At 64.7% G+C, this 16762-nt stretch carries 12 protein-coding genes; 9 read left to right on the top strand and 3 right to left on the bottom strand.

Annotated features, from left to right (window positions below):
• Window positions 1-55: 55 nt before the first annotated feature.
• The gene (locus tag BLR94_RS05630; protein WP_084303784.1) at window positions 56-244 is read left to right on the top strand and encodes a PA3496 family putative envelope integrity protein; all 189 of its coding nucleotides are present in this window, start codon (window positions 56-58) and stop codon (window positions 242-244) included.
• A 74-nt stretch (window positions 245-318) separates the two neighbouring features.
• Window positions 319-2505: a patatin-like phospholipase family protein gene (locus BLR94_RS05625; protein ID WP_084303783.1), complete on the top strand. Its 2187-nt coding sequence runs from the start codon at window positions 319-321 to the stop codon at window positions 2503-2505.
• Window positions 2506-2511: 6 nt separating this feature from the next.
• Here BLR94_RS05625 and BLR94_RS05620 read toward each other — a convergent pair whose 3' ends face one another.
• A complete protein-coding gene (locus tag BLR94_RS05620; RefSeq protein WP_084303782.1) occupies window positions 2512-5226 on the bottom strand; it encodes a DEAD/DEAH box helicase in 2715 nt (904 codons plus the stop codon).
• 211 nt (window positions 5227-5437) lie between these two features.
• Between BLR94_RS05620 and BLR94_RS05615 the strand changes: the two genes are divergently transcribed.
• From BLR94_RS05615 to BLR94_RS05605, 3 genes are read left to right on the top strand one after another with little or no spacing between them, the layout of a single operon-like run.
• Window positions 5438-6574, top strand: coding sequence for an efflux RND transporter periplasmic adaptor subunit (locus BLR94_RS05615; protein ID WP_090423659.1), 1137 nt, complete (start codon window positions 5438-5440; stop codon window positions 6572-6574).
• Window positions 6574-9657, top strand: coding sequence for an efflux RND transporter permease subunit (locus BLR94_RS05610; RefSeq protein WP_084303781.1), 3084 nt, complete (start codon window positions 6574-6576; stop codon window positions 9655-9657). Before BLR94_RS05615 ends, BLR94_RS05610 begins: the two co-directional genes overlap by 1 nt.
• Window positions 9654-11018 carry a TolC family protein gene (locus BLR94_RS05605; RefSeq protein ID WP_084303780.1) on the top strand — a complete coding sequence of 455 codons (1365 nt, stop codon included), beginning with the start codon at window positions 9654-9656 and terminating at the stop codon, window positions 11016-11018. The genes BLR94_RS05610 and BLR94_RS05605 overlap by 4 nt, the downstream gene beginning before the upstream one ends.
• 69 nt (window positions 11019-11087) lie before the next feature.
• On the opposite strand, the gene BLR94_RS05600 is transcribed toward BLR94_RS05605, so the two are convergent.
• Both BLR94_RS05600 and BLR94_RS05595 read right to left on the bottom strand, forming a co-directional pair.
• On the bottom strand, window positions 11088-11477 hold the full coding sequence (locus tag BLR94_RS05600; RefSeq protein WP_084303779.1) for a response regulator: 390 nt from the start codon (window positions 11475-11477) through the stop codon (window positions 11088-11090).
• A gap of 28 nt (window positions 11478-11505) precedes the next feature.
• Window positions 11506-11724: a Flp family type IVb pilin gene (locus BLR94_RS05595; RefSeq protein WP_084303778.1), complete on the bottom strand. Its 219-nt coding sequence runs from the start codon at window positions 11722-11724 to the stop codon at window positions 11506-11508.
• A gap of 395 nt (window positions 11725-12119) precedes the next feature.
• Here BLR94_RS05595 and cpaB point away from each other — a divergent pair, with 395 nt between their 5' ends.
• The 4 genes from cpaB to BLR94_RS05575 all read left to right on the top strand — a co-directional run bounded on the left by cpaB (window position 12120) and on the right by BLR94_RS05575 (window position 16750).
• The gene (gene cpaB, locus BLR94_RS05590; RefSeq protein WP_084303777.1) at window positions 12120-13067 is read left to right on the top strand and encodes a Flp pilus assembly protein CpaB; all 948 of its coding nucleotides are present in this window, start codon (window positions 12120-12122) and stop codon (window positions 13065-13067) included.
• Window positions 13068-13145: 78 nt separating this feature from the next.
• Complete coding sequence (locus BLR94_RS05585; protein WP_244158100.1) at window positions 13146-14333, top strand: type II and III secretion system protein family protein; 1188 nt, start codon at window positions 13146-13148, stop codon at window positions 14331-14333.
• Between the two features lie 9 nt (window positions 14334-14342).
• Window positions 14343-15512, top strand: a complete 1170-nt coding sequence (locus tag BLR94_RS05580; RefSeq protein WP_084303775.1) for a CpaE/TadZ family protein — start codon at window positions 14343-14345, stop codon at window positions 15510-15512.
• Window positions 15509-16750 (top strand): TadA family conjugal transfer-associated ATPase, encoded by a 1242-nt coding sequence (locus BLR94_RS05575; RefSeq protein WP_084303774.1) that lies wholly within the window; start codon window positions 15509-15511, stop codon window positions 16748-16750. Before BLR94_RS05580 ends, BLR94_RS05575 begins: the two co-directional genes overlap by 4 nt.
• Window positions 16751-16762: the final 12 nt, after the last annotated feature.

Below are 16762 nucleotides of genomic sequence, written 5' to 3'. Positions count from 1 at the left end.
ACTGTCATGGCACTGGCTGAATCTGGTCTCCCGTTTTTCAACCTGGAGACCTGCCATGGCTCGCCATGTGGATGAAGCGCAACAGCATGAACAGAGTGTGGTGAAAGCCCGGCGCAAACTGCTCGACGAGCAGCGCATGCGCTACCGCCGCGCCATCGAAGCGTATGGCGAGAACCGTCGGCTGCAGTCCGAGATCGCCAGTTTCCAAGACCCGTTCTCCGGCGAATCCCACCGGCTGCACTGAGTGAGCTCAGCGCAATACATCCCGGGCGAGGAGGCTCCTATAATGGCGCTTTTGCCCACCGCCAGGGATGTGCCATGCGTCGTCATCTGCTCGTTCTGCTGCTCCTGCTCTTTCCGCTGTTCGCCGTCGCGCAGAATGCGCAGCCGAAGGTCGGCCTGGTGCTGTCCGGTGGCGCCGCCCGCGGGCTAGCCCACATCGGCGTGCTCAAGGCGCTGGAGGAGCAGGGCGTACAGATCGATGCCATCGCTGGCACCAGCATGGGTGCGGTGATCGGTGGCCTGTATGCGTCGGGTTACAGCATCGCCGAACTGGAGGACGTGGCGCTGAACATGGACTGGCGGCAGGTGCTGTCCGACGACCCGCCGCGCACCGATATGCCGTTCCGCCGCAAGCAGGACGACCGCGACTTTCTCATCAAGCAGCGTCTCAGCTTCCGTGACGACGGCAGCCTGGGCCTGCCGCTGGGCGTCATCCAGGGCCAGAACCTGGCGCTGCTGCTCGAGCGCCTGCTGGTGCGCAGCAGCGACGTGCGCGACTTCGATCGCCTGCCCATTCCCTTTCGGGCCGTGGCCACCGACATCGCCAACGACCAGAAGGTGGTCTTCCGCAGCGGTCACCTGCCCCAGGTGATCCGCGCCAGCATGTCGATTCCGGCAGTTTTCGCGCCGGTCGAGCTGGACGGGCGCCTGCTGGTCGATGGTGGCATGGTCGACAACATTCCGGTGGACGTGGCCCGCGACATGGGCGTGGACCGGGTCATCGTGGTGGATATCGGCACTCCGCTGAAACCGCGCAAGGAGCTGCTCACCGTGGTCGACGTGCTCAACCAGTCGATCACCATGATGACCCGGCGCAATTCCGAAGAGCAGCTGGCGACGCTGCAGGCCACCGACATTCTGGTGCAGCCGAACATGTCGCCCTTCGGCGTCACCGATTTCGGCCGCGGTGAGGAAATGATCGAAGCCGGCTACCAGGCCGCCAAGGCGCTGCAGCCGCGCCTGACAGCCCTGGTGCGACACAGTGGCGGCAACCCGGCGCTCACCCTGGCGCGCAGTGCCGAGCAGCGCACCCCGGTGATCGACGCCATTCAGGTGGATAACGACTCCAAGGTCGGCGACGAGGTGATCCGCAACTACATCCGTCAGCCCCTTGGCGAGCCGCTGGACATGGCAGGCTTGCAGCGTGACATGGGTACGCTCTACGGCCTCGACTACTTCGAGCGGGTGCAGTACCGGGTGGTCAATCATCAGGGCAAGAACACCCTGGTGATCGATGCGCGGGAAAAACGCACCGGTACCGACTACCTGCGCCTCGGCCTGAACCTGTCCGATGATTTCAATGGCGACAGTGTCTTCAATCTGGGTGCCAGTTTCCGCAAGAACGGTATCAACCGGCTCGGTGCCGAGTGGTTGACGCGGGTGCAACTGGGCGATCGCCAGGAACTCTACAGCGAGTTCTATCAGCCGCTGGACGTGGGCTCGCGCTGGTTCGTCGCACCCAACCTGTCTGCCCAGGCGTGGAACGTCGACGCCGTGCTCGACAATGACCCGATCGCCGAATACCGGGTGCAACGCTACGGCTACGGGCTCAATGTGGGTCGACAGATCGCCAACAACGGCGAGATCCGCTTCGGCATCGGCCAGGCCCTGGGTGAAGCGGAGGTTCGCATCGGCGAGCGCGACCTGCCGGAGTTCAGCTTCACCGAGGGCTACTACGACATGCAGTATTCCTTCGACACCCTCGACAACGTCGACTTTCCCCACGAGGGCGAGCAGATCGACCTGCATCTGCGCCAGTACGATGCCAGCCTGGGTGCCGACGACCGCTATCGGCAATGGGAACTGAAGCTCGACAAGGCCTTTAGCGAAGGGCCACACAGCCTGTTGATCGGCGGCCGTTACGGACGCACGCTGGACGATGCCGAGGTGGTCACCTCGAGCTTCCAGCTGGGCGGACCGCGACAGTTGTCCGGCTTTCGCCAGGATGCCCTGGCAGGGCAGAACATCAGCCTTGCGCGGATGGTGTACTACCGGCGCATGACGCCGCGCTCGATCCTGCCGCTGGATTTTCCCATCTACCTCGGTGCCTCCCTGGAGCGCGGCCGGGTGTGGAACAACGACAATGCCTTCGACAGCGGTTACATCAATGCGGCAAGCGTTTTCCTCGGCTACGAAACGCCGCTGGGGCCGCTCAACTTCAGCTACGGGCTGAATGACCAGAACGAAAAGGCGCTGTACCTGAATCTGGGCAGCAGCTTCTGATTCCGCCTAGAGGCGCTGCAACAGCGCCTGTAGGGCCAGCTCAGGTTCCTGGCGCCACAGGCCGTAGCTCAGTGGCACGATTTCCAGGCCTGCGCGCGCCAGCACACGGTAGCGCTCGAGCTCGAGGAAGCCCTCTCCTTCGCCCGGAAAGCCGATCAGGTCGATGGCCAGGCACTTGTCGCCGCGCTGGCAGAATACGTCGAGAAGCAGGCCGGCCAGGGGATAACGCGTCCAGGTGGAGACGCCTTGCGCCTGCAGCGCCATGCACAGGGCGCGTTGGAATTCGTCCTGGTCGGGCTGGCCGTGCGGGGCCATCGCCTGATCGGCCAGGCTTTCCAGATAGCGGCGCAGCAGGTGTTCGCTCGGTAACTGACGCTCGTCGCCGCTGAACAGCAGAACCTGGCGCTCCCGGGCACGGGTGATGGCGACGTTGAACATGTCCTGGCGGTTCAGGTAGGCAGCGGCCTGGCTGGATCGGCTATCGATGGCGAAGCTGATGATCATCAGGTCGCGCTCCTCGCCCTGGAAGCCGTAGGGCGTATCCACCAGCAGGCGGAAGTCGCGCAGGCGCTGCAGGTCGAGGCCGGCGATGCGTTGGCGAACCGCCTCGACCTGATCGCGAAAGGGCGACAGTACGCCAATCGTCGGCTTGACCGGGCTGTCGGCGTATCGGCTCATGTGCTCGTCGATCAGCCGCAGCACGCGCTGCACTTCCTCTTCGTTGACGCCGTTGAGCCCCCGTTCGCCAGGCAGGCGCTGCAGCTGCAGGCTGTCGCAGTGGCTCAGCCCCGGACGCTCCTTCATCACCCGCAGACGATTGTCGTAGAAGCGCTGGTTGCTGAAGCGGATCAAGGCTGGGCGGCTGCGAAAGTGCTCGTCGAGAAAGGTCAGCGCGGCCTGCTCGGGGAGGTGCAGGCCAACCAGGTCCAGCACGCTGTTGTCACGGTAGCTCCAGCGCTCGCGTTGCTCGCCCGGCAGCCCGCTGCGCTGCAGCAGCTGAGTTTCACGGTTGCGCGAGAGGAACGACAGGTGACGTAGCTGCCTGGCATCGCCGGTGATCACCGCGCGGCGGCAGCGCTGGAAAGCCGGCAGTGCCGAGGCGATATCGCACTGGGTGGCCTCGTCCATGACCATCACGTCGAACAGCCCGGCCTTCAGGGGGAGCAGGCGGTGCAATTCATCCAGTGTCACCACCCAGATCGGGAAGGCCGCCAGCAGCCGCTGTGGATCGATGTCCTCGAACAGCGCCAGCTGGCGTCGTGACTGGCGTGCGCGAATCGCCTGGTTGTACTGTACGAAGAGTTGCCGATCGGCTGCCAGCAGCCGCTGCAGGCGCGCGCTGCGGCGGGTATTGAGGTAGTCGCGGCTGAGGCGTTCGCGGCGCTGCTGGCAGTCGCGCAGTTCATCGAGCAGCACCCAGGGCCGTACACTGCCGCGGATGCGTCGGCGCACCCAGGGCAACAGCAGGTGGCGCCGCCAGAACCCCAGGGCGCCGCGATCGTCACGCAGAATCAGCCGGCTCCAGCGCAGCGCCTGGTCACCGCGTTTGCCGAGCGCCGCTGCCAGATGGCGCTCTTCGTCGATCAGGCGCCGCAGCGCCTGCTCCTGTTGGCGCTCCGCATTCTCATCGATTGGTGTCAGCTCGCCCTGCAGCAGCCTGCCGAGGCGGTCGCGCAGGTTGTGCTGAAGGCTGCGGCCATCGCCGTCGAGTACTGCATCACGCAGACCGAAGTCATCGCGCAGTTTCTGCGCGATGACCCGCACCGCCTGTTCGCTGCGGCTGACCAGCAAGACCGTTTCGCCATGCAGGTAGCGATCCAGTGCCAGTGCCGCCAGGGTGTAACTCTTGCCGGTTCCGGGTGGGCCGGATACCTGGCTCAGCGGATAGCGAGCTGCGTTGGCCAGGGCCTGGCTCTGCGCGTTGCTGAGCTGGGCCGGCAAGGCGTACGGGCTGCTGGCGCCCTGGATGGCGCTGGGTTGAGGCGCACCGAGCAGTTGGCGAAGGGGGGCAGACCAGTCCTTGCCCTCCTGCAATTGCTGCAACTCGTGGACGATGCCACGGCTGCCGCTGCCCCGCGGCACCAACGCGACCATGGCCGCCGAGCGCAGCGACAGGCTGCGACGGCGCAGCGCCTTGTCCACCGCCTGCTGACTTTCCAGGGCCGGAAAGCCACTGGCGGCGAGCACATCGGCAACCCGGGTGCGGCGGCTGATCCAGCCCAGCAGATCGCCGAGCACGTGAGCATCGATTGGCGCATCGGCCAGTGGCAGGTCATCGAGCGAGCCGCTGTCGTCGTCGGCCAGCAACTGGCGCAGCAGCCGCCAGTTCGCCAGAGGCTGCGCGATATCGATGGCCAGCAGGTGCGCATCGCCTTCGCTGCCGTTGCTCAGGTTGGCCTCGTAGTACACCAGCGGAGCGCAGAAGGCGGTGGCCGGCCCTGTGCCCGTGCTCAGCCGACCGCAGACCGGCAGTACGCCGTAGATCAGTTGCAGCTCGCGCTGATAAAGCTGCTGCTGACGCTCCAGCTCGGCGCCGATACCCGGCGGCAGTGCCAGCAGCGGCAGGGCGCCGCTGGCCAGCTCTTCGCGGCCGTCCAGCCAGGCGCGGCGCTCGGCGGGCAGAGCGACCAGATTGTCGAGGTTCAGGTCACGGCTGTCGGCCAGGTAGGCGCTGCGATAGAAGGTCAGCAGTTGGGCGATCCGTACGTCGTGTTCCTGCATCGTGTTTCCGTCGCGGCCGGTATGGTCAGGCGGCGACTCTACAGCCGTGGCCGCGCTGGTGTCACCGATGCGCATGCAGGCGTTGTAACGCGCGGTTATGTAAATTCGGCAAGCGATAGGGATATTGCCGGAGAAATCCGTTAAAACGTCTGATCCTGAGCGGATCTGCCTGTGCCGCCGGCTCCCCGCTCCCTGACTGTGAAGAAACGGCATGCCCCTGTCCCGAACATCGTTGCTCGTGGTTTCCGTCCTGCTGCTGGGCGCCCTGATCGGGTGGTGGCTGCACCCGACCACGGCCATTACCGATCAAGCCCCTGGCGCAGTGCCGGTGGTGGTCCATGAAGTGACCCCGGCCGATATCCCGGTGCTGCTGCGAACGCTGGGTCGCGTGCGGGCGCTGAACAGCGTGGAAATTCGCGCCCAGGTCGATGCCACCCTGGTCGAACTGCCGGTTGCCGAGGGGCAGCAGGTACGCAAGGGCGAGCTGCTGGCGCGACTCGATGACCGCAGCCTGCGCGCCGCCCTGCAGCAGGCGGAGGCCGAGCGCGGGGTGACCCGTGCGGAGCTGGATATCGCCCGTGTCGATCTGCAGCGCTACCAGAATCTGGTGCGCGAGCGTGCCTCGCCGGCGCAGACCCTGGATCAGCAGAAGGCCCTGGTCGCGCGCCTGCAGGCCACGCTGGCGACCCGCGAAGCGGCGGTGACTGCCGCTCAGGTACAGCTTTCCTATACGCGCATCCAATCGCCCATCGATGGCCGCCTGGGCATCCGCAACGTGGATGTCGGCAGCCTGCTCAGGGCCAATGACACCGCCAGCCTGTTCTCGGTGGTGCAGACCAACCCCATCGATATCGAGGCGACCCTGCCGCAGCGGCGCCTGCCGGAGCTGCAGCGGCTGCTCGCCGCGGCGGACAGAACCCCGGTACAGGCGTTTCGCGAGGAGGGCGGCACGCTGCTCGGTACCGGGCAACTGACGCTGATCGACAATCGCGTTGCCCTGGATACCGGCACCCTGCGCTTCAAGGCACGCTTCGATAACGCCGGTGAGCAGCTGTGGCCGGATCAGTCCGTGGTGGTCACCCTGCAGACCGATCTGCTCGCCCAGGCGCTGTCGGTCCCGCTGGAGGCGATCCGTCAGCGTACCGAGGGCACCTTCGTGTGGCGTTTGCAGGGTGACAAGGTGCAACCGGCAGCGGTGAAGGTGCTGCACGAAGACGAGCAGCGCGCGGTGGTCGAAGGACTGGCTGCAGGTGATCGGATCGTCATCGATGGCCAGTCGCGGCTGCGCCCGGGCGTGACCGTCAGGCGCGTCGAGCCGGCGCCCGTCGCGCCCGGAGCTGTACCTTGATGCCGCCGCGCGGGTTCTACGCGCTGTGCATCGCTCATCCGATCGGCATGATTCTGCTGTCCCTGGCGCTGATTCTCGGTGGCATCATCGCCTTCGTTCGCCTGCCCCTGGCGCCACTGCCGGAGGTGGATGCGCCGACCATCGAGATCTCCGCGCAGATGCCCGGTGCCAGCGCCGAAACCATGGCTTCCTCGGTGGCCACGCCACTGGAAGTGCAGCTCAGCGCCATCCCTGGCGTCGACGACATGACCTCGACCAGCTCCCTGGGCCGTGTCGAGCTGATCCTGCAGTTCAATCTCGACAAGGATATCGACGCCGCTGCCCAGGAAGTCCAGGCCGCGATCAACGCCGCTTCGTCACGCTTGCCCAGCCAACTGCCGGAGTTACCGGTGTGGCGCAAGATCAATCCGGCGGATACGCCGATCCTGATCCTTTCGGTCACCTCCGATACGCTCTCGCCCTACGAAGTCAGCGATCTGGCCGAGTCGGCCATCGCCCGCCAATTGAGCCAGATCGAAGGCGTGGGGATGATTCGCCTCAACGGCCTGCAGCGTCCGGCGATCCGCATCCAGGCAAGGCCGGAGCGGCTGGTGGCGGCCGGCGTCACCCTGGCCGACGTACGCGCGGTGGTGCAGCGCGCCAGCGGCAATCGGCCCACGGGGGCGCTGGTCGGCGAACATCGGCTGTCGACGCTGGACAGCAATGGCCAGTTGTTCGAGGCCAGCGATTACGCCGAGCTGATCGTCGCCTACCGCAACGGCGCCGCGGTGCGCCTGGGTGATGTGGCGAGCGTGGTCGCTGGCGCGGAAAACGCCTACACCCAGGCCTCGCCGGATGGCAAACCAGGTGTCGCGGTGGTCATTCGCCGTCAGCCGGGCGCCAATATCGTCGCCACCGCCGATGCGGTGACGGCAGCGCTACCGGAGCTGACTGCCGGCCTGCCGGCGGATCTCGAGGTCAAGGTGCTCAACGATCGCACCCGAACCATCCGTGCGTCGCTGCACGAGGCCGAGCTGACCCTGCTGATCGCCGTGGCCCTGGTGATCGGCATCATGGCACTGTTCCTGCGCCAGTGGTCGGCGACCCTGGTGGTGTTCGCCGTGCTGGCGACCTCGGTGATCGGTTCCTGCGCGGCCATGCTGGCGTTCGGGTTGTCGCTGAACAACCTGACGCTGGTGGCGATCATCGTTGCCGTGGGTTTCATCGTCGATGACGCCATTGTCGTCGTGGAGAACATCCACCGGCATCTGGAGCGCGGCGTCGGCCGGATCCAGGCGGCCCTCGACGGGGTTCGCGAGATCGGCTTCACCGTGGTGTCGATCAGCCTGTCGCTGGTGGCGGTGTTCATTCCGCTGTTCTTCATGAGTGGCTATGTGGGCCGGCTGTTTCGCGAATTCGCCCTGGCGGCCACCTCGGCGATCATGATTTCCGTGGTCATCTGCCTGACCCTGGCGCCCGCCCTGGCCGCGTTGTGCATGCGCCCGCTGGCCAACCATGGCGGCCCGGGGCCGACCATGAGCCGCGTGCTTGGCGGTTACGAGCGCGTACTGGTCTGGGCACTGGATCATCCGCGCAGCATCCTCACGGTGTTCTTCGCCTGCATCGCCATCAGCGTGGGTGGTTTCGCGCTGATGCCCAAGGGCTTCTTTCCGCTGCAGGACACCGGCTTCATGAATGGCACGGTGCAGGCTTCGGCGGACATTTCCTACGAGGCGATGCGTACCAAGAACCGGCAACTGGTGGACATCCTGCGCAACGACCCCGACGTCGTCGCCTTCAATACCGATATCGGTAACGACGGCAGCTACAGCGTAGGTGGTCTCGCCGTGGTGCTCAGCGACCCGGACGATCGCGACGTCAGTGTCGAACAGATCATCGACCGGCTGCGTCCGCAGTTCGCCGCCATCCCCGATCTGCGCGTGACCCTGCGCGCCGCTCAGGACATCAACCTCGGTTCGCGGGCATCGCGGGCCCAGTATCAGTACGTGTTGCGCAGCCGCTCGCTGGAAGAACTGGCCACCTGGACGCCACGCCTGACCGAACGGCTGCAGGGCCATGCGCTGTTTCGTGACGTCAACAACGACCTGCAGTTCGACGCCTCGGTAACGCCCGTGCAGATCGACCGCGAGGCGGCCTCGCGCTATGGCTTCTCGGCAGCGGATGTCGATGACGCGCTGTACGACGCGTTCGGGCAGCGCCGAATCAACGAGATCCAGACCGCGTCCAACCAGTATCAGGTCGTGCTGGAACTGAGCAGCAGCCAGCGCCAGCGGGTGCAGAGCCTGGAGCTGTTCCAACTGCGTTCGCCGGCAACCGGGCAACTGGTGCCGCTGAGCACCTTCGTGCGGATACTGCCGGCCAAGCCGGCGCCGGTGAGCATCAACCACAGCGGCATGCTGCCGTCGGCCAACCTGTCGTTCAACCTGGCGCCCGGCGTCGCCTTGGGCGACGCGGTGGCGGTATTGCGTCAGATCGAGCAGGACATCGGCATGCCGGCCAGCATCGGCGGACGCTTCAGCGGTGCCGCCCAGGCGTTTCAGCAGACCCTGGCCTCGCAGCCCTGGCTGATCCTCGCGGCACTGGTCGCGGTGTACATCATCCTCGGGGTGCTCTATGAGAGCCTGGTGCACCCCTTGACCATCCTGTCGACCATTCCTTCAGCGGGCATCGGTGCCTTGTTGCTGCTCTGGTTGTGGGGCCTGGATTTTTCCATCATGGCGCTGATCGGCCTGATTCTGCTGATCGGTATCGTCAAGAAGAACGGCATTCTGCTGGTCGATTTCGCACTGCAGGCCCAGCGCCAGGGCATGGCGCCGCGGGAGGCGATCCACCAGGCCTGCATGACGCGCTTTCGGCCCATCCTGATGACCACCCTGGCCGCCATGTTCGGGGCAGTGCCGCTGATGTTGGCGTTCGGCACCGGTGCCGAGCTGCGTGAACCGCTGGGCGTTGCGGTGGTGGGTGGCCTGCTGTTCAGCCAGGTGCTGACGCTGCTGACCACGCCAGTGGTCTACCTGATGATGGATCGCCACCTGGCCAGCCGCCGTGAGCCGGTTGCCCAGCATCAGGAGCTCGCGCCATGAAGCCGCTGCTGCTGGTCCTCGTCTGTCTGTCGCTGCTGGCCTGTAGCAGCCGCGAGCCGTTGCCGCCTGCGCAATTGCCAGCTCAGGCCGTGGCGGCCCTGCCGCAAGCCTGGTGGCAGAGCCTGCAGGACCCTGCTCTCGATCAACTGATAGCGCTGGCGCTGCGCGACAACCTGGATCTGGCGACCGCAACACAGCGTATCCGCGAGCAGCGTGCGCTGCGTCGTCAGGCGACCGGCAACCGTTATCCGAACCTGAGCATCACCGGCAGCCATGAAAAGGGCCGCAGTGCCAGCGATGGCCATGACGAAGACTATTTCTACGGTCTCGACCTGAGCTGGGAGGCCGACCTGTTCGGGCGCCTGGGCGCCTTGCAACGGGCCGCCGATGCCAATCTGCAGGCGGCGGCTGCCGACTATCAGGCGCTGCGCGTCAGCCTGATCGCCGAAGTGGCAGGCACCTACCTGCAGTATCGCCTGGCCCAGCGCGAAGTGGAGATAGCGGGGCGCGCCGCCGACAGCCAGGGGCAGATCGCGCGGATCACCCGGGTACGCTTCGATCAGGGCACTGCCAGTGGCTTCGATGTCGAGCGTCTCGATACCCAACTCGCGGTAACCCGGGCGGCAATCCCTGAAGCGCGGCAGCGCGCTGAAGCGGCGCGCTACTCGCTGGCTTATTTGCTCAACGCCGAGCAACCGCGCATCGATGCCCTGCTGGCCGAACAAGCGACTCCGCTGGCGCCCCGTGACGAGCGCCTGCTGCCGTTGCTCGAACTACCCGCCAGCAGCCTGCGTGCCCGCGCTGACGTGCGCGCCGCCGAACTACGGCTGCTGGCTGCCGACAGCAGTCTGGATGCGGCCAAGGCGCTGCGTTATCCACAGCTGACCCTGGGCGCCCTGGTGGGCTTCGAGCAGGGTATCGGCGTGCCCGCCTGGACCCTCAGCGGGCAGGCATTGCAACCGCTGTTCGACTTCGGTCGGATTACTGCCGGCATCGAAGCCGGCGACGCGCTGCGCGAGCAGGCCTGGCTGGGCTATCAGGCGAGCCTGATTCAGGCGTTGCGAGAAACCCGCAGTGCGATCAGTGCCTATGTGCAGGGACTCGATCGTCAGCGTCTGCTGGACAATGCCGGCCGCTCCGCTGCCAACGCCACGGCTCTGGCGCAACGGCAATACGACGCCGGTACCGTTTCCCTTATCGACGTGCTGGATGCCGAACGTACCCAGTTCGACACCCAGCTCGAACAGCAGCGTGCCTTCACCGATGTGGCGTTGCGATGGGTGGAAATCTATAGAACGCTGGGGCTGGCACCCGAAGAGCCGGCGGATTCGTCAGGCGAGTCGGTACGGACGCTGGAGTGAGCGGTGTCATCGAGAAGAGGCGATAGGGCGGGGCATTGCTGCTGAAAGCTGAAGATCTTTCTGTGGCGCTCAGGAATTGACTGCCTGGGAGACCGGGAAACGCTGATTGAGCACCTCTATCAGGCGCTCCTGATAGATGGGTTTGGGCAGGAAGTCGACTACCTGCAGGGGCAGCAGACCAATAACATCGTTCATGTCGGCATGCCCGGACATGACGATGATGGGCAGGGTTGCGTGCTGGGGGGTACTGCGCAAATTATGGATCAGGCGTAACCCGCTCTCGTCCGGCATGCGCAGATCGGTGATCACCAGCTCGATGGCTGGCCAAGCGGCCAAGCACTGCATCGCCGTTTCGACGCTGCTGGCGCTGTGGCAGTGAAAACCTTCACCCTCGAGCAACTCGCCAAGTTCTTCGAGGGCTTCGGTTTCATCATCCACGAGTAGAATGTGTTGTCGCATGTTGATTGCTCACAGTGGCGAACGAAAGTTAGTTCCCACCGCCAGTGGTCCCTGTGCCCGTTGCGCCCTGCAAGGTGTTCGATATCGAGGTGAATACCGAATTAATATCGGTACCCAGCGCCGTTGCGCCGGTCACAATGACCACCGCAATCAACGCGGCAATGATTGAATATTCGATTGCCGACGCGCCGTCTTCGTTAACGAAGAACTCGCGAATCTTCTCACGAAGGATAATGAGCTTTAACATATGGGTACTCCCTACAAGAGCCCTGCAGGCAGATGTGCCTGTCGCTGAGCTTGTCAGATGGAGTTTAGAAATGACCTCGGCCAGTCCGCAAACGTACCTTGGTATTATATATAAAGTATTAATTACTATTATTATATCCAATCAATTCAATGGGTAAGGTGATAGTGGTGGGGCGCTTTTGGAGGACTTGGCCTGTCCTGAACTCGTTACTGCGACGAATGGCATAGTCGGCATATGTCTGGATTCGCTATAAGTGGGCGATAAATCCGTATCAAACTGAAAAGCCGAGTTACCGATAGTCAACGCGATCCAGTTTTCCGGCCTATGGTTATTCAGCATGAACACCGAATTATGCTGAGGTTATGCAGTTCTATGGCTACAGGGAGCGTGTTGTCATGAATAGCCGATTGACGCTGGTGCTGGCCGGCTTATTGCTGGTGGGAGCCGTGGTCACGGGGTACTGGGGGTTGACCCTCGGCCGTGAAACCGCGCAGCCGGTATCGGCACCAGCGACTGCACCCGCGCAGCTGCCGGCCGAAGGCACGAGCCAGTTGCAAACCCAGGTGGATGAGCAGCAGCGCAGCAGCGTGGTCGTTCTGGCTCGTGACGTGCCACCCTTTGTGCCCCTCGGCCGTGATGACCTCGCCGTGGAGCACCTGCGCATCGCGCCGCCCGGCAGCTTCGCCAAGCCGGAAGAACTGCTGGGTCGCACCCTGTGGCGGCCTACACCGGCCGGTACCGTCTTGAACCAGGCGACGTTCGAGATGGGCGGCCCGCTGGCACGGATGATTCGTCCCATGGAGCGGGCGGTTGCCGTTGCGGTGGATGAAGTCATCGGTGGCGGCGGGCATCTGAGCCCGGGTGACTACGTGGATGTGCTGCTGTATCTACGTCAGGACGAAACCAACCGCGAGCAGACCGCTCAGGTATTGATTCCTGCGCTGCGGCTGCTCAGTGTCGGAGACGCCCTGGGTGCCACCAATCAGGGGGAGGCGGCGCAAGCCGCTGGGGATGCGAGCGACGAGCGCCGTCGTCGAGGCCCTGCGACCACTGCCGTTCTGGCCGTTCCCGAGGCCCTGCTGACGCGCTTCATGCTGGCCACCCAGGTGGGTAGCCTGCGCCTGGCGGTGCGCAGCGCAGACGAAAAACTGCTCGCCGGCTATTACGCGGGTGATGAACCGAAGGTGGAAATCGCCGACGCCCAGCGGCAATTGTTCCAGTTCGAGAAGCTGGCCCTGCATGACGCCGCTACCCCACCCCGCCCGGGCGTTGCTGCGCCGCCCGCGTCACCCGCCACCATTCCGGTGCATCGCGGTAATGCTGCCACTCGGCAAACTCCCTGATCGGCAAGGACGCAATTCATGAACGATGCCAACCGTATTCCGCGACTCTTGCGCCTGGCAGCCTGCCTGGCAGGGGGGATGCTGGGCGTGCCAACCGGGGTTTTCGCCTCCTGTGCGGGGCTCGAGCCAGTGCCGGCGGTGATGGAGGTGGCGCAGGGCGTGCAGCGTGAGCTGCGTTTTCCAGTGCCGATCACCCGCCTGGCCATCGCCGACCCCGAGGTGGCGGATGTGAGCCTGAACACCAAGGAGAGCTTTCTGTTGCTGGGCAAGCGCGGTGGCACCACCAGCCTGCTGGTCTGGACCCGTTGCGACCGCGAGCCGAGGGAAAGCAGGGTGTTCGTGCAGGGCGCCGCGACGGCCGCGTTCGCCGAGCAAGGGGCGGCTCCTGGCCAGCAAGATGTCCCGAGCCAAGTGCAGACCGACATTCGTTTCGTCGAGGTCAGGCGCAGCAAGCTGCGTGAGGTGGGATTGCGAATCTTCGGCACGGCCTCGAACAACTTTCTGATCGGCGCACCCGGTACCGGGCCTGCCACGGTGCCCGTGGGAGGCGTCGGTGGCGTAGGGCCCGGCGCAGCGTTTCCGCTGTCGGGCAGCGGCTTCAATATTCTCTGGGGCGGTGGCAGCAGCAAGTTCCTGCTTGGCCTGGATGCGCTGGAGAACAGTGGTTTTGCCTACACCCTGGCGCGGCCCAGCCTGGTGGCGCTGAACGGCCAGAGCGCGAGTTTCCTCGCCGGCGGTGAATTTCCCATACCCGTGCCCAGCAGCGGCAGTGATTCGCTCTCCATCGAGTACAAGGAGTTCGGCGTGCGCCTGACGCTCACACCGACCGTCATAGGACGCGACCGTATCAGTCTCAAGGTCGCTCCCGAGGTCAGCGAACTCGACTTCACTGCCGGCATCACCATCTCCGGCACCCAGGTTCCGGCCTTGAATGTGCGGCGTACCGATACCAGCGTTTCGCTGGCGGACGGTGAGAGTTTCATCATCAGCGGCCTTATTTCGACCAACAGTTCGTCGACTGTGGATAAGTTGCCCTTTCTCGGCGATGTACCCGTGCTCGGCGCGTTCTTTCGGTCTTCGCGCATCGAGCGCGAGGAGCGCGAATTGCTGATGGTGGTCACGCCGCGCCTGGTACAGCCGATGGCGGCCAATGCCCAGTTGCCAGAGCTGCCGGGGGAACAGTTGCGTAACTACGACCCTGGCGTGTTCCGGCAACTGTTCCTCGAGAATGGCGACTTTCACCGGGCGGACGGCCTGTCGCGCTAGGGAGTGGTCATGGAACAGATTTTTCTCGCGCAAACCCGCCGCAAACAGGACCTGGAATGGCTGCAGGCCGCTCTGGCCGGCCAGGGCCAGGTGCTCAACGTCGGCGAAACGCTCGATGAAGTGCTGGGGTTGATGGACATGACTGGCAGTAGCCTGGTGTTCGTTGGCCTCAGTCGCGAAGGGCAGACGGCCCAGGGCGCGTTGATCGAGGCATTGCTCGATGTGCGGCCGATGGTGGTGGTGGTGGCGTTGGGGGATGGCCTCGACAACCAACTGGTGCTCAATGCCATGCGCGCCGGTGCCCGAGATTTCATCGCCTATGGCTCGCGCAGCAGCGAGGTGCTGGGGCTGGTTCGCCGCCTGACGCAGCGCCTGCCGCAATTGCCGCCATCCCGTGACCAGGGCGAGTTGACGCTGTTGTACGGCCTGCAACCGGATGCCGATGCCGCCTTGCTGGCCGTGCACCTGGCGCTGCAGATCCAGGCCCGTGGCCAGCGTACGCTGTTCATCGACCTCGGAGTGCCGAGGGGTGAGAGCCTTGAGCTGTTCGGGCTGGAGTCGTCGTTCTGCTTTGGCGACGCGTTGCGCAACATCCGTCGCCTCGATTCGAACCTGATCGAAAGTGCCTTCGCCCGACATCCCGATGGCCTGCGTCTGCTGCCCCATGGGCCGGATGACGATGCGCTCGAACGCTTCAGCCTTGGCGAGCTGTTTCTCCTGCTGGGCAGCCTGCGCCAGCATTTCCAGCACGTGGTGGTGAACCTGTGCGGCCAACCCGATTGCGACGGTTTGCGGTCCTTCGTGACCCATGCCCTGCGGCTGTTCTGGTGCGTCGATCAGAGCGTGCCCAACTGCCGGCGCAACCTGGCCCTGTTGGCGATCTGGCGCGGCAAGGGTATCAAGCTCGACCATGCGCGCCTGCTCGTCGATCGTTATCAATCTGGCGTGGCGCCCGGCCTGCAGGAGTTGAGCAAAACCTTTGCGCTGCCCCTCGAAGCCGGCCTGCCGCTGAGCCCGGTGACTCGCCTCAAGGCCAAGAACCAGGGGGTGCCGCTGTATCAGTTCGCGCCCCGTGATGGCCTTACACATGGCCTGCTGGCGATTGCCAATGGCCTGGTCGAACACAAGCAGGGCGGCTCCGGTCGCTGGTGGCAGCGCATGTTGAGGATTGGCTCATGACGATCGGTCCGTTCGGTGGCGATGGTGCACGGGTTGGGGTCCACGATCTCAAGCCCGTGCTGCACCGCTATCTCATCGATGCCCTGGAAGAGAAGGGTGAAAACCTGCTGGAAGGTACGCGCACGTCGCTGGCGATGTTCGTGTCGGAACAGGTCAGTGAATACGTCAGCCGTCGGCAGATCGCCATTTCGCGCTACGAGGTGGATCGGCTCGGCGAAGAACTGGTGGATGAACTGACCGGCTTCGGTCCGCTGGAAATCCTCCTCAGGGACGAAGGCGTGACCGAGATTCTGGTCAACGGCCCGCATCGGGTGTTCATCGAGCGCGGCGGCGTGCTGCAGCTCAGCGATCTGCGTTTCATCGACGATCAGCACGTGCTGCGGGTGATCCAGCGCATTCTGGCACCGGTGGGGCGGCGGCTCGACGAATCCTCGCCGATGGTCGATGCGCGCATGCCCGATGGCAGCCGTATCAACGCGATCATCCCGCCAGTGGCCCTGGACGGACCCTGCATCTCGGTGCGCAAGTTTCGCAAGGACATGCTGCGCAGTGCCGACCTGCTGGCCAGCAACTCGCTGGACCAGGCCATGCTCAGTTGCCTGGAACTGATGGTCAGGCGTCGCTGCAACATCATGGTCAGTGGCGGTACCGGTACCGGCAAGACCACCTTGCTGAACATGCTGAGCCAGATGATCGACCCGCGCGAGCGTATCGTCACCATCGAGGACACGGCCGAGCTGGGGCTCAATCACGACCACGTGGTGCGCCTGGAAACCCGGCCGCCGAACGCCGAGGGCTATGGCGAAGTAGCGGCCCGTGAGCTGGTGCGCAACGCCCTGCGCATGCGCCCCGACCGCATCGTGCTCGGTGAGATTCGCGGTGCCGAGGTGCTCGACGTGCTGACCGCGATGAACACCGGTCACGACGGCTCCATGAGTACCGTGCATGCCAACAATGCCCAGGATGCCCTGCTGCGCCTGGAAACCCTGGTGGGCTTCTCCGGTGCCAAGGTCGCCGAACGGACCCTGCGGCAGATGATTTGCGCGGCGCTGGACGTGGTGATCCAGCTGACCCGCATGCCGGATGGTCGCCGCTGTATCAGCGAAGTGGTCGAAGTGCTCGGCCTGCGTGAGGACCAATACGTCACCAATACGCTATTTCGCCTCGACCGCAGTGGCAGCGGTGCCTTCTGCCGCGATGCGCCGAACCCGGCCGGTGACAAGATGCGGCGCGATTGAGCGGGCCCGCGC

Origin of the sequence: Phytopseudomonas flavescens, assembly GCF_900100535.1 — a bacterium.
Taxonomy (GTDB): Bacteria; Pseudomonadota; Gammaproteobacteria; order Pseudomonadales; family Pseudomonadaceae; genus Aquipseudomonas; species Aquipseudomonas flavescens.
The sequence above is the reverse complement of the archived record's forward strand: the minus strand, read 5'-3'. Positions and strand labels throughout refer to the sequence as shown.